Origin of the sequence: Brevundimonas sp. UBA5713, assembly GCF_002419815.1 — a bacterium.
Taxonomy (GTDB): Bacteria; Pseudomonadota; Alphaproteobacteria; order Caulobacterales; family Caulobacteraceae; genus Brevundimonas.
On the sequence record NZ_DIGV01000013.1, the window covers coordinates 37,839 to 61,988 of the forward strand.

Genomic DNA, 24,150 nt, shown 5'->3' on the forward strand with positions numbered 1-24,150 from the left:
ACGTTGCAGCAAGATTGTTGCTGTTATGCAATAATGTTTTGCGGTTGTTACCGGTATGCGCAAACCCAATCGCAGCGTAAAACAAACCACAACGTCAGCCACATTCACGGAAATCCCCTCAAGCAGCGAGGCCCCGCGGGCCGAGCGATAGAGGCCTCCGGAGGACCAAGAACCATGAAAACCCGCGCCGCCGTAGCGTTTGAAGCCAAGAAGCCGCTCGAAATCGTCGAAGTCGATCTGGAAGGTCCGCGCTTTGGTGAAGTCCTGATCGAGATCAAGGCCACGGGCGTTTGCCACACCGACGCCTACACCCTGGATGGTCTGGATTCGGAAGGCCTGTTCCCGTCGATCCTCGGCCACGAAGGCGCGGGCGTTGTGGTTGAAGTCGGCCCGGGCGTGACATCGCTGGAAGTCGGCGACCACGTCATCCCGCTCTACACGCCGGAATGCCGCCAGTGTAAGTCGTGCCTGTCGCGCAAGACCAACCTGTGCACCTCGATCCGTGGCACGCAGGGCAAGGGCCTGATGCCGGATGGCACCTCGCGCTTCTCCTATAAGGGCCAGACGATCCATCACTATATGGGTTGCTCGACCTTCTCGAACTTCACCGTCATGCCGGAAATCGCTGTGGCGAAGATCCGCAAAGACGCCCCGTTCGACAAGGCCTGCTACATCGGCTGCGGTGTCACCACCGGCGTGGGCGCGGTGACCAACACCGCCAAGGTCGAGCCGGGTTCGAACTGCGTCGTATTCGGCCTCGGCGGCATCGGCCTGAACGTGATCCAAGGCTTGAAGATGGTTGGTGCTGACAAGATCATCGGCGTCGACATCAATGGCGACAAGGAAGAATGGGGCCGTCGCTTCGGCATGACGGACTTCATCAATCCGAAGAACACGCCGGACGTTGTGGCCGAGGTCATCCGCCTGACCGACGGTGGTGCTGATTATACCTTCGACTGCACCGGCAACACCGAGGTCATGCGTCAGGCGCTGGAATCCTGCCACCGCGGTTGGGGCGAGAGCATCATCATCGGCGTGGCCGAAGCCGGCAAGGAAATCGCCACCCGTCCGTTCCAGCTGGTCACCGGCCGTGTTTGGAAGGGTTCGGCCTTCGGTGGTGCGCGCGGCCGTACTGACACGCCGAAGATTGTCGACTGGTACATGGACGGCAAGATCGAGATCGATCCGATGATCACCCACACCTTCGGTCTGGAAGACATCAACAAGGCCTTCGACCTGATGCATGAAGGCAAGTCGATCCGCTCGGTCATCGTTTTCTAAGGCATAGTTGCCAAAAGAAACTGACTAGGTTTAAGCTCCCCTCGATCAATCCGGTCGAGGGGAGTTTTTTATGATTTCGCACGTCATTCTGGGGGCGGCTGATTTGGATGCGTCAAAGGCGTTTTATGACGCGGCCTTGGGCGCTCTGGGGCATCGCGAGGGGCGCAAAGTGCCCGGTATGGGCCGCGTCATGTACATGACCCGCTCGGGCACTTTTGGCATTTCGGTCCCGATCAATGGCGAGCCCGCGACCTGCGCCAACGGCAGCACCATCGGCTTCACGGCAGAAAACGAGGCAGCGGTTCTGGCCTTCCACAAGGCCGGCGTCGAGAACGGCGGCACCTCTATCGAGGACGCACCGGGCCTGCGCCGTTCGCCGTTCGGCGATCTGTATCTGGCCTATCTGCGCGATCCGGCGGGCAACAAGATTTGCGCCATGTATCGCCCCGAATAGGACGCCCCGTCCGCTAGGGCGGTTGGGGCGGGCGTGGTAAGACCGCCCCATCCCCCTTGGTGACTTCCGGATCCGATATGAAATCGAAGTTCGCACGTCTTGCCGGTATCGCGGCTCTTTCGATGGTGGCGGCGGCCTGTGACCGCACGCCGCCCCAGCTGAAAGCCCCTTCGGCGGAGGAGCAGGCTGCGGCCCCTGCGTGGGAAAAGGAAGACGTCTGGCTCTATATGCCGGACCATATCGTCAAGCAGCGCATCGATGAAAAGGCGCTGACACCGTATATGGATCAGGTGACCGCCTCCGCTGCCGGCGTGCTGGAAGCGGCCCCGCGCGAAGCCGGCTCGTCCAATATGCTGCTGGTAATGATCAAGCCGGGCCAGCGTGCCAAATCGTGGGTCGTCAGCAGCAAGCCGGAGCTATCGGCCCCCAGCGTGGAAGCCATCACCACCGCTGTCGATGCCATTGCTGCACCGACGGTTGAGGGTGGCCCTGTGTTGGTGGGTGTGCGATTCCAGGCCTATGGCGGGGGTGAGCCGCTGGTGGGCGACCGCCCGCCGATCCCCCAAGACTGGTATCAATATTTTGGCGACAAGGGCCTATTGGACGATGCGTTCATGGCCCGCGTCTGGTCTGACTGAGCGGAGTGATTATGGAAACCGTCAAAACCCACACTGTCCACGGCGGCAAGCTCAGCTATCTGAAGCATGACAGCGCCACCACGGGCACGCCTATGACCCTGTCGGTGTTTGTGCCCGCGGGCGAGGGGCCGTTTCCGGTGCTTTACTGGCTGTCGGGCCTGACCTGCACCGAGGATAATTTCACCACCAAGGCGGGCGCTTACCAAGCTGCCGCCGAGCATGGGGTGATCATCGTCGCGCCCGATACGTCTCCCCGCGGAGACGGCGTTGCCGATGACGAAGCCTATGATCTGGGCCAAGGTGCAGGCTTCTATGTCGATGCCACCCAAGCGCCATGGGCACCCCATTTCCAGATGGAGTCCTATGTCACCGGCGAACTGATCGAGACGGTCGAGAAGGCCTTCCCCGCCAGTGGTGTGCGCGGCATTTCGGGCCACTCAATGGGCGGCCACGGCGCGCTGACGCTGGCGCTGAAATATCCGCACCTGTTCAAATCGGTCTCGGCCTTTGCGCCGATCTCCTCGCCCACCCGCTGCCCGTGGGGAGAAAAGGCCTTCAGCGCCTATCTGGGCGATGACCGCAGCCAATGGGCCAAGCATGACGCGGCCCTGCTGATCGAAAGCGGTGCGGCCAAGGACCACTATGACGACATTCTGGTCGATCAGGGCGACGCCGATACCTTCCTTGAAAACCAGCTGAAGCCGGAACTGCTGCAAGCCGCCGCCGACAAGGCCAGCCAGAAGATCACCGTGCGTATGCAGCCGGGCTATGACCACTCCTACTTCTTCATGGCCAGCTTCATCGCCGATCACGTCGCCTTCCATGCGGCGCGTCTGAAGGCCTAAGTCGGGCTGTCGAAACAGGGGCGGGACTGCTAGAGGAAGGCCATGACCGATCTGACCGCATATGAGCCTATGTTTTCCGCCCTCTGCACCGAGCTGGGCTATTGCCTGCACGAAAAGGGGCAGGTGAAGGTGGTCGAGGCGCTGCCCAAGGGGCTGGACGCCGCCGTCCGCGCCGTCCTTCAGGCCGAGGGCCACTATGAGCCCGCCGCATCGGGCGATCTGAAGCGCGGCATCCGCGATTGCATCAAGCAACACCTGCCCGCTTAAACACGGACACGTGACGCAAACTTAATCCCCGAAACGGCCCCGTACGTCTTGCGTGCGGGGCCGTAGTTCTTAGTGTCGCCTAACCGTGACCGTTGGGAGGTTTGGCCTTGGCAGGCAGGCTGACCGAGGCATGCATAGCCAAGGCGCGGCGACGGATTTATTCCGGAACCGCGTTATGAAGACGGGGCGTGCGCGCTGGGAGGCGCGGCGAGCCCGATGTATTTGAGGGGAAGTTTTATGATCGATCGTCGTCGCCTTTTGATGGGGGCTGCTGCTGTCGCCGCCGCGGCTCCCACCTTGTCGCAGGCCGCTGCCGCGCTGAATGATGCCGATGCACGGCTGAACAGCCTGCTGGATGGCTGGTTCAACGCAGACCTTCTGGAAAGCCCCGAGCGGGCCACGGGTCTTGGTTTGGACAAGGGCGAATGGGCGCATCTGTCCCATCAGTTGAGCAAGGGCGGTTTGGAAGAGCGCGCCAAAGATCGTGCCAAGGCTATCGCGCGCTGGAACGAGATCCGCAGCTTCGATCAGTCGGGCCTGTCGGACGCTGGCCAGCTGAACTATGACATCGCCGCCTTTGGCCGCGAGACCTCGGCACTGGCCGCTCAACTGCCTTACGGCGGTGGTCGTTCGCCTTATGTGGTGACCCAGCTGACGGGCGGCTATTATTCGACGCCGGACTTCCTTGAAAACCAGCACCGCTTTGAAGACAAGGACGGTGCCGACGGCTTCCTCGCCCGTCTCGAAGCCTTCGCCGACCGCATCGACGGCGAGACCGAAATCACCAAGGCCGATGCGGCCATAGGCGTGATCGCGCCGGACTTCGTCCTCGACCGCGCCCTGCCGCAAATCCGCAACCTGCGCGATATGCCGGCTTCGGACTGGTCGATGGTCAAGACCGTGGCCCGCAAGCAGGCGGCGCTGGGCCTGTCGGGTTATGACGACCGCGCAAAGGCTATTCTCGACGGCAAGGTGAAGCCTGCTCTGGCCCGCCAGATCGCCACTCTGGAAGAGCTGCGCACCCAGGCCGTGCATGATGCCGGTGCATGGCGTCTGCCGGACGGCGAGGCCCTTTATGCCAATGGCCTGCGCTCCAACACTACCACCACGATGTCGGCGGACGAAATCCACCAGATGGGCCGCGAACAGGTCGCCGAGATCAGCGCCGAACTGGACGTGATCCTGAAATCGCAGGGCTATACCCAAGGTACCGTCGGCGAGCGCGTCGATGCCCTGAACAATGATCCGGCCCAGCTGTTCCCGAATACCGACGAGGGCAAGGAAGAGCTGCTGAAGTGGCTGAACGAGCAGATCAAGGAGCTGGACCCGCACCTGCCGAAATACTTCGGCCGCCTGCCGCGCACCCACGTGGAAGTGCGCCGCGTGCCGGTATCGATCCAGTCGGGTGCGCCCGGTGGCTATTATCAGGGCCCGCCGCTGGATGGTTCGCGTCCGGGCGTCTACTACATCAACCTGCGTGACAGCGGGAACTGGCCGCGCTTCTCGCTGCCGACCCTGACCTATCACGAAGCTTCGCCCGGTCACCACCTGCAGGTCGCCCTGCAACGCGAGGCCGGCGAGCTGCCGCAATGGCGTCGTGCCGGTGGTTTCTCGGCCTTCAACGAAGGCTGGGCGCTGTATGCCGAACAGGTCGCCGCGAACGACATGGACGCCTTTGCCAACTATCCGCTGGGCCGCGCAGGCTTCCTGATGTCCTACCTGTTCCGTGCTGTGCGTCTGGTGGTCGACACCGGCATGCACGCCAAGCGTTGGAGCCGTGAGGACGCCGTGGAGTATATGGTCGCCTCGGGGGCCAAGCCGCGCGATGCTGCCAACAGCGAGATCAACCGCTACACCGTCTGGCCGGGTCAGGCCTGTGCCTACAAGGTCGGCCACACGGTGATTGCCCGTCTGCGCGAAGAGGCCGAGGCCAAGCCGGGCTTCGACATCCGCGCGTTCCACGACAAGGTCCTGCTGAGCGGCTCCATGCCGCTGGCCGTGCTTGAAAAGCGTATGCGCGGCTAAGCCGAGCACCCGCTAACCGAAAGGGCCGGAGGGGTGATCCTCCGGCCCTTTTTTTATCGATGCCTGTAGGCGGGGCTAGCGGGCGGTGCGCCACGTCGAGGGCCAAAGATCCCAATGAAGGCCAAGGCAGTCGCTCATATTATCCTCGGACAGAAGTCTAAACTCGCGACCGGTCCATGCCCACGACCCCATACTGCCGCAGTCACCCAGGCCGCGCCCTTTGCCAAAAGCACTGAGGGTATTCGTGGCGCTGTCAAAATCGCTGTTGACCAGACTGTCGATCGGACCGCGCGGTGTAGGGAAGTCCACGGCTTGCGGGTTGGAGCCGTCATTGGCCGAGATCACGTAGGCCTGCGAGAAATTATAGGCGCCTGAGCCGCAAGGCAGCTCCCACAACAGCACATCTGCGCCCAGACGATGAACGGTCCAGTCGTTGCGTCCATTGTCCGTATTTTCGTAGAGGGCGGCGCATTCACGGGCTCGAGGCAGGGAGGTGACGTGCGGCGAGAGCGCCTTTGGCAAGTCACGCTGTGTCGCAGGTGCGGCGACTGTCACCCGCGGAAGGGCCGGTGCCGCAGGCACGCTGCGGGCCGAACGTGTACCCTTCCGGATCAGGGCCGTTGGTGTGCCAAGACGGCCTTGGCGTTCGTCGATCCAGAGAAAGGCCGCGGCAGCCCCCGTTAATGAAACCGGTACCGTCTCCCCCTTGGCCGACAGCGTCATGGCCCGACCATGGGCCAGAGCGCTCATCAATTGGTCGGATGGGCGATCGATCGTCAGAATATTGAACTCGCCTCGATTTTCGGTCTTTCCCGAATAATTGCGGCCATCAATGTCGAGCCGGATAAGTTCGGTGCCGGCGTCCAATGCCCAGCTATCGGCTAACACTTGAGGACGGGCGTCGGGGCCAGCGGGCATTTTGATCATCACGAACCCGTCATTGTCCTCCGCTGGACCATAGGCCGCGCAGTCATTTCCATTGTCACAAATGGCAGTCCAGTCCCGGAAGGTTTTGGTTTCGCTGGCAAATCCTGTCGAAGCCTCGGCTGCAACCGGCGAGGTCCGGGCGGATGTCTGGGTTACGGCCGGGGCCTCGCCCTTTGCGGGCGCCGACGCATTGCCATTGTTACAGGCCATCAAAAGCGCCGCCGTCGCGGCTGCGGAAACCAGATGACGCAGGGGGATCATGGCGAGGTCCTTGTGTTGCCCGCCCACTAAACGGATCGCCTGAAGCGGGTGCAAGCTCGAAGAACGTGAAATTTCTTATGGGCTATTGCTTTGCGTTGCCGCATCGGAGGGCTATATCGCCCCCAAGGTAAACCTTTTCAGAGAACAAAGAGGCGAAGCATGGCCAAGATCAAGGTCGCCAACCCCATCGTGGACATCGACGGCGACGAAATGACCCGCATCATCTGGCAGATGATCAAGGACAAGCTCGTCTTCCCGTATCTGGATCTGGAACTCGAGTACTACGATCTGGGCATGGAAAGCCGTGACGCCACGGACGACCAGATCACCATCGACGCCGCACACGCCATCCAGAAGCACGGCGTCGGCGTCAAGTGCGCCACCATCACGCCGGACGAAGCCCGCGTGAAGGAATTCGGCCTGAAGAAGATGTGGAAGTCGCCGAACGGCACCATCCGCAACATCCTCGGCGGCGTTGTCTTCCGCGAGCCGATCATCTGCTCGAACGTGCCGCGTCTGGTTCCGGGCTGGACCCAGCCGATCGTGGTGGGTCGTCACGCCTTTGGTGACCAGTACAAGGCCACCGACTTCCTGATGCCGGGCAAGGGCACCCTGTCGATCAAATTCGTCGGCGAAGACGGCGAAGTGATCGAGCACGAAGTGTACAAGTCGCCGGGCGCTGGCGTCGCCCTGGGGATGTACAACCTCGACGAGTCGATCCGCGAGTTCGCCCACGCTTCGTTCGCCTATGGCCTGCAGCGCAACTATCCGGTCTACCTGTCGACCAAGAACACCATCCTCAAAGCCTACGACGGCCGCTTCAAGGACATCTTCCAAGAAGTCTACGACGCCCACTACGCTGAAGAGTTCAAGGCGCGTGGCCTGCACTACGAGCACCGTCTGATCGACGACATGGTGGCCGCGGCCATGAAGTGGTCGGGTGGTTTCGTCTGGGCTTGTAAGAACTATGACGGTGACGTGCAGTCGGACGTCGTGGCTCAGGGCTTCGGCTCGCTGGGCCTGATGACCTCGGTGCTGATGACCCCGGATGGCAAGGTCATGGAAACCGAAGCCGCCCACGGTACCGTGACCCGTCACTACCGCCAGCACCAGAAGGGTGAAGCGACCTCGACCAACTCGATCGCTTCGATCTTCGCCTGGACCCGTGGCTTCAAGCACCGCGCCAAGCTGGACAACAATGCCGAGCTGGCCCAGTTCGCCGAGACCCTCGAGCGCGTCGTCGTCGAGACCGTCGAGTCGGGCTTCATGACCAAGGATCTGGCCCTGCTGGTCGGCGATCAACAAGGCTGGCTGACGACCGAAGGCTTCCTGGACAAGGTCTCGGAAAACCTGAAGGCCGCTCTGCCGGGCATCGGCGAGTAAAAGTCTTTTTGACTAAGAAAGAGCCCCGCCAGACATCGTCTGGCGGGGCTTCTTTTTGCCCTAACGCTCGCCACGCGGTGGCTCGCTGCTTGAGGGCAAAAAGCAGTAGCTAGGCTCACGCTCAAGGAGCGAGGCCCCGAGGGCTTTTTGTTTGCGGTCGGGACACTTCGCGCGACTCTCGCGTTCTCATCGCATGAAGCGTCTGTTTGGATATCTGCTGCTGGCGGCTGTGGGTCTGGCTGTCATAAGCTTCTTTGCGGCTCCCGCTGTGGCCTTCATGGGCATTCGCTCGGCGGCACAGGCGCACGATATTGCGGGCCTGCAAAAGTTGGTCGATTTCGACGCCGTCCGCATCGCTTTGCGTCCGCAGCTGACCCAGCGGATGCAGGCGCAAACGCCGCCGCCCTCAATTTTGCGCGATCCTTTGGAAGCTTTGAAACGCCAGTTCGAAATGCCGGTCGTGCAACGTGGGCCGCGTGGGCCTGTACCCGACGACTACCTGCGTCCGGAAGCCATCGATGCGCTAATGCGGGGGGGAGGGGCGAGCGGCCAAAGAGGCCAAGGCCAGCCTGAGGCCAGACAAGCAAAGCGCTCCCTTTGCACGCCCTGTGTTCTGGAGCTTGAACCGCGCCCGTTTGGCGGTGCCGTCGCGCGAGGGAGGGCGCACGGTTTTCACCATGGAGCGCCGTGGCCCCTATGAGTGGAAGCTGGTCCACATCGGCCTGCCGCCCCGCCCCGAGGCCGCACCCGCCGCCTAAAGCTCATCAAAAAAGCCCGCCTCGGATGAGGCGGGCTTTTCTGTTTGACTTAGAGCCGATCCTTAGATCTTGGCCTTGATGGCTGCGAGGCCTTCTTCGGCCTTGGAGGCATCCGGCGCGCCGCCTTGGGCGAAGTCCGGCTTGCCGCCTGCGCCCTTGCCGCCCATGGCGATCACGGCGTCGCGGGCGAAGTCAGCAGAGTTGTATTTGCCAACCAGATCGGGGGTGATGGTGACGGTGATGGCGGCCTTGCCATCGGTCACGCCGACCAGAGCGACGATGCCCGAGCCGAGCTGCTTCTTGAAGTCTTCGGCGACGCCGCGCAGGCCCTTGCCGTCCACGCCGTCCAGAACGCGAGCGATGACCTTCACGCCGTTGATCTCTTCAGGGGCAGCGGAGGCACCGCCGCCGCCGAGCGCCAGTTGCTTCTTGAGATCGGCAACCTGCTTTTCGAGCGCCTTGCGTTCAGCGGCCAGCGCTTCGACGCGGGTGGTCACATCGGCAGGCTGGACCTTGAAGGTCTGGGCCAGATTGCGGGTGATGTTGGCCTGTTCCAGCAGGTACTGACGGGCGGCTTCGCCAGTCAGGGCCTCGATACGGCGCACGCCAGCGGCCACGCCGCCTTCGGAGACGATCTTGAACAGGGCGATGTCACCGGTGCGGGCGACGTGGGTGCCGCCGCACAGTTCGACCGAATAGGCCTTGCCAGCGTCAGTCAGCGAGTTGCCGAGCGACAGCACACGCACTTCCTCACCGTACTTCTCGCCGAACAGGGCGATAGCACCGGCTTCGATAGCCGCTTCCGGCGCCATCAGCTCGGTCTTGGCCGGGACGTTCTGGCGGATGACCGCGTTCACTTCGTCCTCGATGCGGGCGATTTCCTCTTCGGTCACCGGCGCATTGTGGCTGAAGTCGAAACGCAGACGCTCGTGGTCGACCATCTGGCCCTTCTGGGCGATGTGGGCACCCAGAACATTCTTGAGCGCGGTGTGCAGCAGGTGCGCGCCCGAGTGGTTCGAACGGGTGGTCAGGCGCTCGTCGGCGTTGACGTGCAGTTCGGCTTGGGTGCCGAGCTTCAGCTCGCCCGAGGTGATCTCGATCTGGTGCGCATACAGGTCGCCGCCAGCGTGTTTTTGCACGTCCAGCACGCGGCCTTCGCCGCCAGCCCATTTCACCGTGCCCTTGTCGCCGTTCTGACCGCCGCCTTCGCCATAGAAGGGGGTCTGGTCGAACAGGACTTCGACGGTCTCGCCAGCCGAAGCGGCTTCAACACGTGCACCTTCCGAGACGATGGCAACAACGGCACCTTGGCCGTCGGTGTTATCATAACCGGTGAAGGTGGTGGCACCCAGTTGGTCACGGATGGCCAGCCATTCGCCCGCGTTTGCGGTCTGGCCCGAGCCCTTCCAGTTGGCCTTGCCGCGCTGGCGCTGCTCGGCCATTTCGGCCTCGAAGCCGTCGTTGTCGACCGACAGACCGCGGCGGCGCGCTTCGTCCTGCGTCAGGTCGAGCGGGAAGCCGTAGGTGTCGTAAAGGGTAAAGGCGGTCTTGCCCGAGATGATGCCGCCCTCGGACAGGTCCTTGGTGGCTTCGTCCAGCAGGCCCATGCCGCGACCCAGAGTGGTGCGGAAACGGATTTCTTCCTGCTTCAGGGTGTCTTCGATGAAGGCCTGTGCGCGGCCCAGTTCCGGATAGGCTTCGCCCATCTCGGTGATCAGGGCCGGAACCAGACGGTGCATCAGCGGATCTTGCGCACCCAGCAGGTGAGCGTGGCGCATGGCGCGGCGCATGATGCGGCGCAGCACATAGCCACGGCCTTCGTTCGACGGGGTGACACCGTCGGCGATCAGGAAGGAGGTCGAGCGCAGGTGGTCGGCGATGACGCGGTGGCTGGCGGCGAACTCGCCCTCGGCCTTGGTGCTGGTGGCGTCTTCCGAAGCAGCGATCAGGTTCTTGAACAGATCGACCTCATAGTTGGAGTGAACGCCCTGCAGAACAGCAGCGATACGCTCCAGACCCATGCCGGTATCGACCGACTTCTTCGGCAGTTCGCGAACGATTTCGTCGTTCTCTTTTTCGAACTGCATGAAGACGTTGTTCCAGATTTCGACGAAGCGGTCGCCGTCCTCTTCGGGCGAGCCCGGAGGGCCACCCCAGATGTGGTCGCCGTGATCATAGAAGATCTCGGTGCACGGACCGCACGGGCCGTTGTCGCCCATGGCCCAGAAATTGTCTGCGGTCGGGATGCGGATGATCTTGTCGTCCGAGAAGCCCGTGACCTTTTTCCAGATGTTAAAGGCTTCGTCGTCGGTGTGATAAACCGTCACCAGCAGCTTTTGCGGGTCCAGACCGAATTCCTTGGTCAGCAGACCCCATGCGCTCTCGATGGCGTGGTCCTTGAAATAGTCGCCGAACGAGAAATTGCCCAGCATTTCAAAGAAGGTGTGGTGACGCGCGGTATAGCCGACGTTGTCCAGATCGTTGTGCTTGCCACCGGCGCGCACGCATTTCTGCGACGAGGTTGCGCGCGGATACGGCGGAACAGCCGCGCCCGTGAAATAGTCTTTGAACGGCACCATGCCCGCGTTGACGAACAGCAGGGTCGGGTCGTTCTGCGGGACCAGCGGCGCGGAGTGAACCTTCTCGTGGCCGTCGTTGCCGAAATAGTCGAGGAAGGTAGAGCGTATCTGCTTCAGGCTGGTCATGGTGTGATCGGACTTTGGTGATATCGGGTGGGCAGGGCGATCCGGCGACCGCGCTGCAAAAACTTCAGGGCGTCATATAGGTTTTTTGAGGCGAGTGCATCACCCCTGCGCGGTGCAAAAAGCCCGATGGCGCCGGACTTTGCGCGCGTGCGGGGTCAGACCAGCCGTTCGCCGGACACGATCACCCCGTCTGCATCGGCATAGACCCAGTCCTCGGGGCGGAAGATCACGCCGCCAAAGCTGGTGGGAATGTCCTGCTCGCCAATACCGTCCCGGTCGGACCGCAGGGGGGTGGTGCCCAGCGCTTTGACGCCGACATCCATGGTGTCGATCACGGCGCTGTCGCGGATGGCGGCATTGACGATGATACCTGCCCAGCCGTTGTCGATGGCCAGCTTGGCTAGATTATCTCCCACCAGTGCCCGCTTCAGCGAGCCGCCACCATTGACCACAAGCACCGCGCCCTTGCCCGGACGCTCGAGCGTGGCACGCACGAGGGCATTGTCGTCCAGTACGCTCAGGGTGTGGATCGGGCCGCAGAAAGCGCTGATCTTGCCAAAGCTGCGGAAGGCGGTCTGACAGACCTTCACCTTGTCGGGGTGGGCGTCACACAGATCGGCGGTGGCGAAGGCGGTCATCGCAGGCTCTCGTTCAGGAAGGATGGCTCAACCCTGCCGCTTTAGACGGCGCAGGGAAAGGGCCACCGAGCAGGCTGGACAAAAAAAGAGGCCCACCCGGTCGAAGCGGGTGGGCCTTCTCCACCCCGCCACCCGACGGGGTCGGTAGGCGGGTCGCCGGGGGAGGGCGGAGAGATGTTAGCCTTCGAGGTCCTGGCCTTCGTCCGGTTCGGGCGCGCCTAGCATGTCGTCGGCAATCTTGTTGGTCGATGCGCGAACAGCCTTCTCGATGGCAGCAGCCATGTCGGGGTTGTTCTTGAGGAATTCCTTGGCGTTCTCGCGGCCCTGACCGATGCGGGTCGAGTCATAGGAGAACCACGAGCCGGACTTCTCGACGATGCCCGCCTTGACGCCCAGATCGATGATCTCGCCGATCTTGGAAATGCCCTCGCCATACATGATGTCAAAGATGACTTCGCGGAATGGCGGGGCGACCTTGTTCTTCACCACCTTCACGCGGGTGGTGTTGCCGACCACCTCGTCGCGGTTCTTGATCGCGCCGGTGCGGCGGATGTCGAGACGAACCGAGGCGTAGAATTTCAGGGCGTTACCGCCCGTGGTGGTTTCCGGCGAACCGTACATCACGCCGATCTTGTGACGGATCTGGTTGATGAACAGCACGATGCATTTCGACTTGTTGATCGAAGCGGTCAGCTTGCGCAGAGCCTGCGACATCAGACGGGCTTGCAGGCCCGGCAGGCTGTCGCCCATTTCACCTTCGATTTCAGCGCGCGGGGTCAGGGCGGCGACGGAGTCGACCACCACGATATCCACGGCCCCCGAACGCACCAGCGTGTCGACGATTTCCAGAGCCTGTTCACCGGCGTCCGGTTGCGAGACCAGCAGGTCGTCTAGGTTCACGCCCAGCTTCTGGGCATAGACCGGATCAAGCGCGTGCTCGGCGTCCACGAAAGCGGCCACACCGCCCTTTTTCTGGATTTCAGCAACGGTGTGCAGCGCCAGCGTGGTTTTGCCCGAGGATTCCGGACCGAAGACTTCGATCACACGGCCGACCGGCAGACCGCCGATGCCCAATGCCATATCGAGGCCTAGCGAGCCGGTCGAAACAGATTCAATCTCGGCGACCTGACCGGCCTTGCCGAGCTTCATCACCGAGCCCTTACCAAAGGCGCGGTCGATCTGAGCGATAGCTGCCTCGAGGGCGCGTTGTTTATCGGAGTCTGCCTTAGCCACTAATTTCAATGCCGCCTGTGTCATTGGTTTGATCTCTCCCATGCCATGATTCATGGCCAGATTCCCGTAGGACCTTGGGAGAGACCCGCCAGGACCCGCTCCCTCGATGGCTGTATAGGTACATGGTTTGTTCTGGTTCACAAGATGTTCTCATGCGAAAATGAGAACAAAGTGAAAACATACGTCCGATTTTAACGTAGGTTATGATGCCACCTTTAGCCCCGACAGGCGTTAGGTCAGCCATGAGCACTGACAATCTGCCTGCTTCCGATCCCGCTAAACCTGCCATTCTAACAATCCGAAATGCCCGCATGGCCGATGTGGGAGCCATCAGTGCGCTGGTGGGTCGGGTCTATAAGGACGATATTCCCTATACGGCCGGTATGCTGAGGGGGCAGATCGCCATCTATCCCGACGGCCAGCTGGTTGTGGAATATATGGGCGAGATCGTCGGCTATGCGGCCAGTTTTCGCATCGACGAAGCCTCGGCCATGCGCGCGCACACCTGGGAAGATATCACCGGCGGTGGCTACGCCTCGCGGCATGATCCCAATGGGGAATGGCTATACGGGATGGAGGTCTGTGTGGACCCCGCCCGCCGCCGCCTGCGAATTGGCCAACGGCTTTATGATGCCCGTCGCGAACTCTGCGAGGTGCAAAATCTGAAAGGCATCATCTTCGGGGGGCGTCTGCCGGGTCTGTCACGCCGCAAGTCGGCCTATCCCGATCCGAAGGACTATCTGGACGCGGTTACGGCGCGAAAGATGAATGATCCTGTTGTCGCCTTCCACATCCGTTCGGGTTTTGAGCCGATCGGAGTGCTGCGCGGCTATCTGCCGACCGATAAGCAGTCGCTGGGCCATGCGTCGCACATGGTGTGGCGCAACCCGTATTTTATCGAGGACACCGGCAAGGGCGCAGCCTTTACCACCAAGGAGGCGGTGCGCGTGGCCACGGTCCAGTTGCAGATGCGCAAGGTCGAGAGCTTCGATGAATACATGTCCAACATCGAGTATTTCGTCGATGTGGTCTCGGATTATCGGGCGGACTTCGTCGTGTTCCCCGAGCTTTTCACGCTTCAGCTCTTGTCCTTGGAGCCCAAGAAGCTGACGCCGGTGGAATCCATCGAGCACCTGACCCGCTATACGCCACGCTTTGTGGAGGCCATGCGCAAGCTGGCGGTCAGCTATAACGTCAACATCATCGGGGGGTCACACCCGACGCGCACGGACGATGGTGACATCCAGAATGTGGCCTATGTGTTCCTGCGTGATGGCTCGGTCCACGAGCAGGAGAAACTGCATCCCACGCCCAACGAGCGCCACTGGTGGAACATCAAGGGCGGGGATCGCGTGCATGCCATCCCGACCGACTGTGGTCCGATCGGGGTGATGATCTGCTATGATTCAGAGTTCCCCGAGATCGCCCGACGCATGGTGGACGAAGGGGCGCGTATCCTTTTCGTGCCGTTCTGCACCGACAACCGTCAGGGCTATCTACGGGTGAGATACTGCGGTCAGGCCCGGGCGATCGAGAACCAGTGCTATGTTGTTCTGTCCGGCAATGTCGGCAATCTGCCGAACGTCGAAAATATGGACATCCAGTACGCCCAGTCCTGCATTCTGACGCCGTGCGATTTCCCGTTCGCGCGTGATGGCATTGCCGCCGAGGCGACCGAGAATGTGGAGACGGTGACGGTGGCCGACCTTGATCTGTCCGATCTGGCCTGGGCGCGGGCACAAGGCACGGTCAAGAACCTGCGTGATCGCCGCTTCGATCTATACAAGACCGTGTGGACGGACGGCGGCTGAGCCGTCAGTTCTCTCCGTAGAAGTTGCAGTACCAGTCCACGAACCGGCCAACGCCTTCCTCTACCGGTGTAGAGGGGGCGTAGCCGAGGGCGGACAGGGTCGCCGATACATCTGCGGCGGTGTCCACCACATCGCCATCCTGCATCGGCATCAGGTTCAATCGCGCCTTGCGACCCAGTTTATGCTCCAGCACTTCGATGTAGCGCATCAGGGGCACCGGCTGGCCCGCGCCGAGGTTCAGGATGCGCCATGGGGCAACGCCGCTGGTCGAGGGATCGGGCGCGGCGGGCTTCCACGCGGGATCGACCGTGGCAGGCTGGTCCAATGCCGCCACCACCCCCGTGACGATGTCGTCCACATAGGTGAAATCGCGACTCATATGACCCTCGCCATACACCTCGATGGGTTCGTCTCTGAGAATGGCGCGGGTGAATTTGAACAGCGCCATATCCGGCCTGCCCCACGGGCCATAGACTGTGAAGAAGCGCAGGCCCGTCATCGGTATGCCGAACAGATGGGCATAGGCGTGGGCCATGGCCTCATTGGCCAGCTTGGTCGCGGCATACAGCGTCAGCGGATGGCTGGCCCCGTCTGATGGCGCGAAGGGCAGCTTGCCATTGGCCCCATAGGCCGAGCTGGTCGAGGCATACACCAGATGCTGGCAGCCGACGGCCCGCGCGCCCTCGATGATCGACAAAAAGCCGGTGACGTTCGAGCCCACATAGGTGTCGGGTGCCTCCAAGCTGTAACGCACGCCTGCCTGTGCGCCCAGATGGACGATGCGGCACGGGCGTTCGGTCTCGAACACGGCCAGCACGGCGGCCTTGTCAGCCAGATCCAGCGTGTAGTGCTGATAGTTCGGATGGGCTGTCAGCTGCGCCAGTCGCGCCTGTTTCAGCGCGGGATCATAATAGGCGTTCAGATTGTCGATCCCGACCACCCGCTCTCCGCGCGCCAGCAGCCGCTGGGCGGTATGAAAGCCGATGAAGCCGGCAGAGCCTGTGACGAGGACGGGATCGGACATGGCCTTAGCGATAATCCGCCGCGCCGCCCGATGCCAGCGCTTCTATGATCTAACGGCGATCAGGGATTTGGTCAGCGGCCCGACCTTTTCGTCATGGTGGACTGCATCGGGGTAGAGGAAGCGGAACTGGGTCTTGTCCAGCAGGCGGGCGTGCTGGACATCGCGCATGGCGGCTCCGACATCGGCGGCCTTTTGCGAAAAGCCATGGCTGCGACGCATGAGGGCGCGAGCGCGGCTCTGCTCGCTCTTCCAGTGGAAGAACAGGCTGGAAAAATGCGGCTCGACGGGAAACCAGAAATAGGGGGTCTGGACATAATAGCGCGGAGCCAGACGGCGACATTCCTTGGCAAAGGCCTCCATCCGGACCCAGTCGCCGACATGCTCGATCACCGAGTTGGAATGGACCAGATCAAAGCTGTTGTCGCCATAGTAGGGCAGGTCGGTCGCATCGCCGTCCACCACGGTGAACAGGGTCTGATCCCACACATCATCCACGCCGCCGGGGTTCACCAAGGTGATGTGAACCCGACAGCGCTTCAGCAGGTCGAGGTCGAACAGGTGCCAATAGCTGGCCTCGCCGCCCAGATCGATGATGGAGACCGCACCCTTTTCGGCATGAATGGTCTCGATCAGTTCGACCACGCGGCGGCTGCGCGCGCGGCGAAAGCGCGACACCAGAGAGTTCGGGTCGCTGTTGTCCTGAAGGGCGTGGATCAGTTTCATCCCGCCTGCATGACATAGCGACGCTACCTGACGGTTAAGCTTGGACCGGTATCAGGGTAAATTTTCCTGAACCACAGGGGCGGGTTCGATCAGGCGTGATGCTCCCATCGTGCCGCCTGCTGCCAGCAGCAGAACCAGCGCCGCGCCGGTCAGGACGTGGTCGCTGTGGGCTGTGACCAAGGGACGAAGGGTCAGCAACACCAACAGACCGATCAGGGCCAAGACTCCGGCCAGGGTGATGCCAATGCCGAGGAAGACGAAATGGCCCATGGCCATCAGCCACGCGCCCCCGATAACCGTACCCAGCGCGGGCGCGGCTACGGCGCGCAGATCGGTGAGCTGCGGCGAAAGCAGAGCCGTGACCAACGCCACCAGACTGCCCAGAAGCAACGGCCATGTGAAGATCAGCGCCGCCTCGGGCACAGCCGTCTGGGCTGCACAGCCTGCCACGAAAACCAATGCCAACAGGCCCAACCAGCTGCCCCAAACCGTGCGGGCCATGGCACCGGGCCACAGCGACAGTACTGCCGCTATGGCCGCGGGTATCAGGAACATGAGCGTCTGCTCTTGCGTAAAGGCTAGCACGCAGCCTATGGCGGCCAACGTGTAGCCAAAGATGCGGCGACGGCGCAGGCGCACGCCCGACATCAGTAAAAGAGCCAGCGCGACCACAGCCATAGCCGCGCCTCCCTCCATCCACGGCAGGCGGCGCAGTTGGGTGTAATAGGCCTCGGAAGAAGACAGTCGGTCACCTGCCGGTCCGGCCAACAGCGCCAAGGTCTGAAGCAGCACAAAGCCCGCTGTCAGGAACCACACACCGTCCAACACGCCCTGAAAGATGTGCAGCGGGCGAAGCCCTGCGCGGCGAGAGGCAATCCACACCGTGCTCGCAATGGCCAGCAGGCTGATCCCCAGAATAACCCAGCCGCCCCATAGCGGATGGCTGACAATCACGCGACCAAACACATCGGCATAGACACGATTGGTACCGCCTTGCGGCAACTCGTGCAGATGCATCAGCCGGTCGGCCATTTCCAATGTCTGGGAGCCGATGTGCTGAAGCGCGCCGAGGTCGAGATTGTCGGGCGTGGAATCATGGGCGTGGTACTGGGCGGCGCGGCCGATGAAGGCGAAATTCATGCCCGCCATGTCACGCTCGCGCGCATGGGTGAAGTCGGTGCCGTTCGGCATCTGCTCGTACATAAAGACGGCCAGCGAGGTGGCCATCACCCCGCCATCGGCCTTCATCGCCACAGGGGCAAAGGCGCGGATGGTCGGACCATCTCCACGTCCCGTTTCGAACATGGCGGCACGGCCCCCGCCGCCACGCGCTTCCAGGTTGATGATGAAGCCGACCTCTTTGGCCAGAGGATGCTCTTCGAAGAAGACCCGCGCGCCTTCCAGACCGATCTCCTCGGCATCGGTGAACACCACCACCAGATCACGGCGCAAAGCATCACGGGCATCCAGTGCGCGGACAGTCTCCAGAATGGCGGCCACGCCTGTGCTGTCATCGGCCGCCCCCGGCGATCCGACCACGGTGTCATAGTGCGCCATCAACATCAGCGGGGGTTGGTTCGGGTCCATGCCGGAGCGGACGGCGACGATGTTGGTGGCTTCGAAGTCGGCGGCCTCGGGCGTACCGCCCGCGCGCTGCAGGCGCTGGACGGCGCGAAGGGTCAGCGGGCCGGACTGTTCGCTGACCTGAAAGCCCAGCGTGGTCAGGCGCTGCTTCAGATAGTTGCGCACCCGCACATGCTCCTCGGAGCCCAGCGGGTGGGGGGCCTTGGCAATCTCGCGGATGTCCACCATGGCGCGATGGGCGGAAAAGTCGGTGGCGGGCGCATCCAGCGGTCGGGGGCTCGGGGACTGGGTTGTCAGTATCGCCAGCGCAAAGGCCAGAACCAAGGACGCCAAAAGAGCCGCTAGCCGCATTCCACCTCTCCGTGTTGGGTCTATAGGAGAGCGACGGTATGCGAATAGCAAGAGGGCGGCGAAGTTTCCCTCGCCGCCCTCTGTTTCAGCTGATCCTGTTACGGATCAGAAGCGCTTGGAAACCTCGATGCCGTACATGCGCGGCTCGTTCACAAACACCGTCAGGTTGTTGAAGTCGATGGCACCGATGATGTTGTCCTCATCGGTGATGTTGCGAACATAGGCCGCTGCTTCCAGACCACGGCTCAGGTCACGCCAGCCTGCGCGCAGGCCGCCTTCGAACTGGGTGCCGAACTGGAATTCCTTGGATTCATACAGGAACAGGTTGGTGTCCTTCTGCATGACCCAGTCGGTGGCGGCGAACAGTTCCTGATCGTTGCCGATCGAACGGACGTACGACAGGGTGAAGTTACCCGAGTATTCCGGAGCGTTCGGGAACGGATTGCCGTTTATCGCTGCACGATCGGTGCCGTTCACGTTCTGGATCGGATCAGTGATGGTGCACAGGTGGTTGCCGCAGATGGCGACCAGCAGGTCCTTGTCCTTGATCTCGGTCTTGTTCCAGGCGAAGCCACCAGCGACGGTGAAGCCAGCGCCCAGATAGACGTCGCCGTCGATCTCGATACCCTTGCCTTCGCCCTTCTTGGCGTTCAGCAGGCGGTTCGAGTTGTCGATGCCGCCGATGGCGGTGAACTGCATGTCGTCCACTTCATAGAAGTAGGCGGTGGCGTTCAGGCGTGCGCGGCCATCCCATAGGCGAGCCTTGAAGCCAGCCTCATAGGACATGGCGGTCTCGGAGTCGGCGGTGGTCAGAACCGGCAGGTTACGGCCCTGGATCGACGGACCACGGTAACCGTGGGCGATACGGGCGAACAGGTTCCAGCTCGGGTTCACTTCATACAGGGCGCTGACGTCCCACGAGACTTGCTCGTCGGCGACGTCGATCTGGCCGGTGCCCGGAGCGCCGATGGTGATCGTGCCGTTATAGGTACGCTCGTCTTCGGTGTAGCGCAGGCCGCCGGTCAGCTTCAGGGCTTCGGTCAGCTGGTAGTTGGCTTGACCGAAGACCGACCACGATTCCGACTTCTGAACGATGTCGGTCTGCTTGGTCGGGGTCAGGTTGCCGGTGCCGTTGTAGGTGTTCGAGACCAGATTGAAACGGTCGTTGAACATGAAGGCGCCAACCTGCCAGTTCAGGCGGTTGTCACCGTTCGAAGCCAGACGCAGCTCGAAGGTGTTTTGCACCAGATCCGAGTTGTTCGTGCCGCTTTCGACAGCAAACGGGGTGCGATAGGGCTGACCCGCCACGGCTGCGCCGGAAACGCCGCCGTCGATGTCGCCATTGCCCATCGACTCGCCTTGGTACGAGCCCACGACGCCGGTCAGGGTCATGGTGCCGAAGTCATAGGCGACTTGCAGCGACTGGGACTGGGTGTCCTGCTTTTGGAAGTTGTTCCGGCCACCGTCGTAATAGACGGTTTCGCGGTCGTAGTTGTCGTTGAGTTCGTTCGAACCCTTGGTCAGGGCGTTGGCGCGGTTCAGCGTGCCGGTGCCGGCATAGTCACGGAACTGCAGGGTGCCGAGGACCGACAGGCGCTCGTTCGGGGTCCAGGCCAGATGGCCGCGGATGGCGCGGTCTTCGAAATTGCCCAGCTCGTCGCCGTTCGGGTTGGCGAAGTCGGCGTCATAGGCGTTGTTGACCCAGTCGTCGCGGTGGTTCAGCAGGCCGGCCAGACGCAGCGACACGGTTTCGGTCAGCGGCAGGGTGACGCCGGTCTCGGCACGGATCGACCCATAGTTACCAGCGGCGATCTTGCCGAAGCCTTCGAACTCGGTGCCCGGCTTGACGGTGTCGACCTTGACCACACCGGCAGGGGTGTTGCGGCCAAACAGGGTGCCTTGCGGACCGCGCAGAACTTCCATCTGTTTGATGTCAAACAGCGGGAAACCCTTCAGGTAGACGCTTTCCAGAACCACGTCGTCCATGACGACCGATACCGGCTGCGAGGCGGTGAAGTCGAAATCGACGTTGCCATAGCCGCGGATGTAGAAGCGCGGCGCATAGCGGCCGTTCGAGCTTTCGACCTGCAGGCTGGGCACGCGACCGGCCAGAGCCAGAATGTCGGCACCGCCAGCGTTCACAGCTTCCAGAGTTTCGATGTTCATCGCGGTGACGGCGAACGGCACGTCACGGATGCTTTCGCTGCGGCGCTGGGCGGTGACGACGATGTCGCCAACCGAGGCAGCTTCGTCAGCAGTCTGAGCAAAAGCCGGCGTTGCCAGCAGGAGGGCCAGGGTGCTGGCCGACACGGCGAGGGCGGAAATGCGCTTCATTCTAAGATCCCCGATGGAATGATGCGGCGACGCCATAATCCCTGTGCGCGCCCTAAGCCAGACAGGAAACAGTGGTATTCGATGAACTATTTATGACGTCGCCACAGTCATCGAAATTTTAGCTGTGTTACGGATTATTTAGTCAGTGTTGATGCAGATTGACGGAAGATCGCCACAATTTTTGCCAAATTGGATTGGCCCTTTCCTGAAGGCCTCCCAACAGCCATGATCCGGCCCGTTTTCGGGGCCTCCCCGTCATGTGAAGCCACAGCGCCAATGACCGTGTCATCTCTTCCTCGTCGTCGATTGCTCCAGTTTTCGGCGGTTCTGCCCTTGGTGGCGGGTGCCACGGGATGTGCCACCGCCCCGATGCGCAATGAGGGGCCGCGGTTGCGTGTGCTGGCCATTTCGGACCTGCACTCGTCTTACGGGCAGATTGCCCAGTTGCTGGCGGCCTTCCGTCGCGAAGTGGCCGACCATTCCGCGCCGCACCTGATCGTGGTCAATGGCGACAGCTTCGAAAAGGGCAATGTGGTCTCGGTGCGCTCGGAAGGGGCTATCGACTGGGCCTTCATGGCCGAACTTCCCAAGATCGCGCCGACGATTTTCAACCTCGGCAACCATGACAATGATCTGGTGCATGATCTGCATCCCGTTGTCGCCCGCATGCGTGGGTTGGGGCTGACGGTCCTCAGCAACATAATCGACCGCCGCACAGGTCAGCCGTATGCCGATGACTTTGCCCTGATGACCGTGGGCGGCCAGACATTGCGGGTGGCCGCCTTGGGTACGCCGTCGCTCAACTCCTACCCGGTCGAGAGCCGCGAATGGCTGACGATCCCCGATCCGGTGGAATGGGCGCAGACGCACCTTCCGACCTATCTGCGCGGCGACGGTCTAAAGCTGGTGCTCAGCCATGTCGGCGTGGTCGACGAGCGCCAGTACCTGCCTCTGTTGCCCGAGGGTTCGCTGATGGTGGGCGGGCACAACCACCTGCTGTTCACCCATCAACAGGGCGCAACCGGCTTTGTGCACACGGGCCGTTGGGGCGAAACCTATGCCGTGGCCGAATATGGTGCAGACGGCGTGGTGCAAACCCGTCTGGTCGAGGTGAAGGCCGATGGTCCGGCAGATCCGGCGCTGGCAGCCTTGATCGGCCAAACGCTCGCAGCCCATCTGACCGATGCCGAGCGCGCCATCATCGGCCACAATCCTCGCGCCCTGACGCTCGGCGAAACTGGCCGCGCCATCAGTGCGGGCTTCGCCCGTGAAGTGGGGGCGGACTATGGTTTTATCGGCCTGACCACCTTGGGTACGGGTCTGAAAGCGGGCTACATCGACCAATTCCACTTTGATGAAGTGGTACGTTTCGACGGCCGTTTGATGGTGGCCGAGGTGGAAGCATCGCGACTTGCGGCCATTTTGGCCTATTGCAATCAGGACGAGCCGACCCCCATCGAGCGTATGACCGGCGACTATCCGTTTGCGGCCCCCCGCGAAGAGGGGCTGGTGTTAGGCTCCACTGTGAAGCTGGTCACCACGGACTGGTGTGCCCGCAACCAGTCGAAATATTTCGGCACCACCGATCTGGCCTTTGTCGATGTAGCGACAGACGGGGTGAAGGCCGTGGCGAAGAAGGCCCTGTTAGGCTGAATCTCTAGGCGGCGTGGCGTTTGCGGTCGGGAGCTTTGACGAAAAGCCCCTTTTGGCCCGCGACGGCGCGGAAGGCCGAGCCTTCGGCTGTCTCGCCCTGACCAAGAAACAGACAGCCATCGTCAGTTAGCGGCTTGGCCAGATGCTCAAGGACGCCGGCGCGGTAGTCTGGCACCATGTCGCCCAGCACATAGCGGCAAAAAATCAGGTCGAACGGCCCGTCCTTGGCCAGCGCGTCCGGCAGAGGGTCCAGCAGATTGGCGCGGGCAAAGCGCACGCAGCGGCGCAACTCGTCCTTGGCCTGCCACTGGTCGTCCAGCGGCGTGAACCAGTCCAGCATGGTACGGGCAGGCAGGCCCCGCTGGATTTCAAAACCGGTGTAAACGCCCTGCTGCGCCTTGGCGACGGCGCGCGCCGATAGGTCGGTGTTCAGGACGTCGATCCGTAACCCCTGCGACAGGGCCAGCATGGCCAGACTATAGGCCTCCTGTCCTGTGCCGCCGCCCGCGCACCAGATGCGCACGGGGCGGTCCCTGCGCGCCTTGGCCAGTACCGGCATCAGGTCGCGCCCGCACAGGTCGAACACCTTGCGGTCGCGCCGGAACCAGCTCTCGCTGTTCAGCAGGCTTTCGATCACATCCCACGCCAGAGACCCGACCGGTCGTGACCATATCTGAGACAGCAGGGCCTCGACATTGTGATAGCCCTCGCGCCGCGCCACCGGCCCAAGCCTGTGCTCGGCCAGCTGCATCCGGTCATGGTGCAGGGCAAAGCCCGCCCGTGAGGCCATCAGGGCCTGCAGTCTCTCGAAATCCTCGGGTGTCACGCCGCGTGTCCCAGGCCGGTTTGCAGCGCCCCGATCTCGTCGATCTTGGATTGGAGGATGTCGCCGTCGAACGGCTTCATCACATAGTCATCTGCCCCCGCCGCCAGTGCGCGCGCGATGTGGGCCGGATCGGTTTCCATGCTGCAGAACAGGATCTTGGGGTGATCGCCGTCCGCCATCTGTTTCAGCTGGTCCAGAAAGTCCATGCCGTCCATCATCGGCATGCGCCAGTCCAGCAGGATCAGATCCGGCATCGACTGTATACATTGCTCGATGGCCTCTACGCCGTCTCCCGCTTCGACCACATCAAAGCCCAGTCCCTCGACGATGCGCCGGGCAACTTTTCGGATGATACGGCTGTCATCGACAATGAGACAAAGGCGGGCGGACAGGTCGAGTTACTCCCCCAAAAGCAACGTTCAAGGCCGG

Annotated in this window: 20 protein-coding genes; 10 read left to right on the top strand and 10 right to left on the bottom strand. The window is 62.2% G+C overall.

Features of this window, described 5'->3' with window-relative positions; all coding sequences use genetic code 11:
• The first annotated feature begins 174 nt into the window (after positions 1-174).
• From B3B04_RS01825 to B3B04_RS01850, 6 genes are all read left to right on the top strand, one after another.
• A complete protein-coding gene (locus B3B04_RS01825; RefSeq protein ID WP_292039266.1) occupies positions 175-1,281 on the top strand; it encodes an S-(hydroxymethyl)glutathione dehydrogenase/class III alcohol dehydrogenase in 1,107 nt (368 codons plus the stop codon).
• A gap of 70 nt (positions 1,282-1,351) precedes the next feature.
• A complete protein-coding gene (locus B3B04_RS01830; protein ID WP_292039269.1) occupies positions 1,352-1,735 on the top strand; it encodes a VOC family protein in 384 nt (127 codons plus the stop codon).
• Between the two features lie 77 nt (positions 1,736-1,812).
• The gene (locus tag B3B04_RS01835; RefSeq protein WP_292039271.1) at positions 1,813-2,373 is read left to right on the top strand and encodes a hypothetical protein; all 561 of its coding nucleotides are present in this window, start codon (positions 1,813-1,815) and stop codon (positions 2,371-2,373) included.
• A gap of 11 nt (positions 2,374-2,384) precedes the next feature.
• Complete coding sequence (fghA, locus tag B3B04_RS01840; RefSeq protein WP_292039272.1) at positions 2,385-3,218, top strand: S-formylglutathione hydrolase; 834 nt, start codon at positions 2,385-2,387, stop codon at positions 3,216-3,218.
• 42 nt (positions 3,219-3,260) lie between these two features.
• The gene (locus B3B04_RS01845; RefSeq protein ID WP_292039274.1) at positions 3,261-3,485 is read left to right on the top strand and encodes a hypothetical protein; all 225 of its coding nucleotides are present in this window, start codon (positions 3,261-3,263) and stop codon (positions 3,483-3,485) included.
• 237 nt (positions 3,486-3,722) lie between these two features.
• A complete protein-coding gene (locus tag B3B04_RS01850) occupies positions 3,723-5,510 on the top strand; it encodes a DUF885 domain-containing protein (protein ID WP_292039276.1) in 1,788 nt (595 codons plus the stop codon).
• A gap of 75 nt (positions 5,511-5,585) precedes the next feature.
• Here B3B04_RS01850 and B3B04_RS01855 read toward each other — a convergent pair whose 3' ends face one another.
• Positions 5,586-6,698, bottom strand: a complete 1,113-nt coding sequence (locus B3B04_RS01855; protein WP_292039277.1) for a DUF1176 domain-containing protein — start codon at positions 6,696-6,698, stop codon at positions 5,586-5,588.
• A gap of 159 nt (positions 6,699-6,857) precedes the next feature.
• Here B3B04_RS01855 and B3B04_RS01860 point away from each other — a divergent pair, with 159 nt between their 5' ends.
• A complete protein-coding gene (locus B3B04_RS01860) occupies positions 6,858-8,081 on the top strand; it encodes an NADP-dependent isocitrate dehydrogenase (RefSeq protein ID WP_292039280.1) in 1,224 nt (407 codons plus the stop codon).
• Positions 8,082-8,274: 193 nt separating this feature from the next.
• Positions 8,275-8,781: a DUF2939 domain-containing protein gene (locus tag B3B04_RS01865; RefSeq protein ID WP_292039282.1), complete on the top strand. Its 507-nt coding sequence runs from the start codon at positions 8,275-8,277 to the stop codon at positions 8,779-8,781.
• Between the two features lie 120 nt (positions 8,782-8,901).
• On the opposite strand, the gene alaS is transcribed toward B3B04_RS01865, so the two are convergent.
• The 3 genes from alaS to recA all read right to left on the bottom strand — a co-directional run bounded on the left by alaS (position 8,902) and on the right by recA (position 13,439).
• Positions 8,902-11,544, bottom strand: a complete 2,643-nt coding sequence (alaS, locus tag B3B04_RS01870; protein WP_292039284.1) for an alanine--tRNA ligase — start codon at positions 11,542-11,544, stop codon at positions 8,902-8,904.
• A 155-nt stretch (positions 11,545-11,699) separates the two neighbouring features.
• The gene (gene rraA, locus B3B04_RS01875) at positions 11,700-12,182 is read right to left on the bottom strand and encodes a ribonuclease E activity regulator RraA (protein ID WP_292039285.1); all 483 of its coding nucleotides are present in this window, start codon (positions 12,180-12,182) and stop codon (positions 11,700-11,702) included.
• Between the two features lie 177 nt (positions 12,183-12,359).
• Positions 12,360-13,439, bottom strand: a complete 1,080-nt coding sequence (recA, locus tag B3B04_RS01880; RefSeq protein WP_292039286.1) for a recombinase RecA — start codon at positions 13,437-13,439, stop codon at positions 12,360-12,362.
• Positions 13,440-13,657: 218 nt separating this feature from the next.
• On the opposite strand from recA, the gene B3B04_RS01885 reads away from it, so the two are divergent.
• The gene (locus tag B3B04_RS01885) at positions 13,658-15,226 is read left to right on the top strand and encodes a bifunctional GNAT family N-acetyltransferase/carbon-nitrogen hydrolase family protein (protein ID WP_292039287.1); all 1,569 of its coding nucleotides are present in this window, start codon (positions 13,658-13,660) and stop codon (positions 15,224-15,226) included.
• 4 nt (positions 15,227-15,230) lie between these two features.
• Here the strand turns inward: B3B04_RS01885 and B3B04_RS01890 are convergent, their stop codons facing one another.
• The 4 genes from B3B04_RS01890 to B3B04_RS01905 form a co-directional block, all read right to left on the bottom strand.
• The gene (locus B3B04_RS01890) at positions 15,231-16,250 is read right to left on the bottom strand and encodes an NAD-dependent epimerase (RefSeq protein WP_292039289.1); all 1,020 of its coding nucleotides are present in this window, start codon (positions 16,248-16,250) and stop codon (positions 15,231-15,233) included.
• A gap of 42 nt (positions 16,251-16,292) precedes the next feature.
• On the bottom strand, positions 16,293-16,973 hold the full coding sequence (locus B3B04_RS01895; RefSeq protein ID WP_292039291.1) for a methyltransferase domain-containing protein: 681 nt from the start codon (positions 16,971-16,973) through the stop codon (positions 16,293-16,295).
• A gap of 51 nt (positions 16,974-17,024) precedes the next feature.
• Positions 17,025-18,908 carry a M20/M25/M40 family metallo-hydrolase gene (locus B3B04_RS01900; protein WP_292039294.1) on the bottom strand — a complete coding sequence of 628 codons (1,884 nt, stop codon included), beginning with the start codon at positions 18,906-18,908 and terminating at the stop codon, positions 17,025-17,027.
• A 105-nt stretch (positions 18,909-19,013) separates the two neighbouring features.
• Entirely contained in the window at positions 19,014-21,242 is a 2,229-nt protein-coding gene (locus tag B3B04_RS01905) for a TonB-dependent receptor (protein ID WP_292039297.1), read from the bottom strand.
• A gap of 276 nt (positions 21,243-21,518) precedes the next feature.
• Here B3B04_RS01905 and B3B04_RS01910 point away from each other — a divergent pair, with 276 nt between their 5' ends.
• Complete coding sequence (locus B3B04_RS01910; RefSeq protein ID WP_292039299.1) at positions 21,519-22,895, top strand: metallophosphoesterase; 1,377 nt, start codon at positions 21,519-21,521, stop codon at positions 22,893-22,895.
• Between the two features lie 4 nt (positions 22,896-22,899).
• Here B3B04_RS01910 and B3B04_RS01915 read toward each other — a convergent pair whose 3' ends face one another.
• Both B3B04_RS01915 and B3B04_RS01920 read right to left on the bottom strand, forming a co-directional pair.
• Positions 22,900-23,721: a CheR family methyltransferase gene (locus B3B04_RS01915; RefSeq protein WP_292039300.1), complete on the bottom strand. Its 822-nt coding sequence runs from the start codon at positions 23,719-23,721 to the stop codon at positions 22,900-22,902.
• Positions 23,718-24,113, bottom strand: coding sequence for a response regulator (locus tag B3B04_RS01920; RefSeq protein ID WP_292039328.1), 396 nt, complete (start codon positions 24,111-24,113; stop codon positions 23,718-23,720). The genes B3B04_RS01915 and B3B04_RS01920 overlap by 4 nt, the downstream gene beginning before the upstream one ends.
• Positions 24,114-24,150 lie beyond the last annotated feature (37 nt).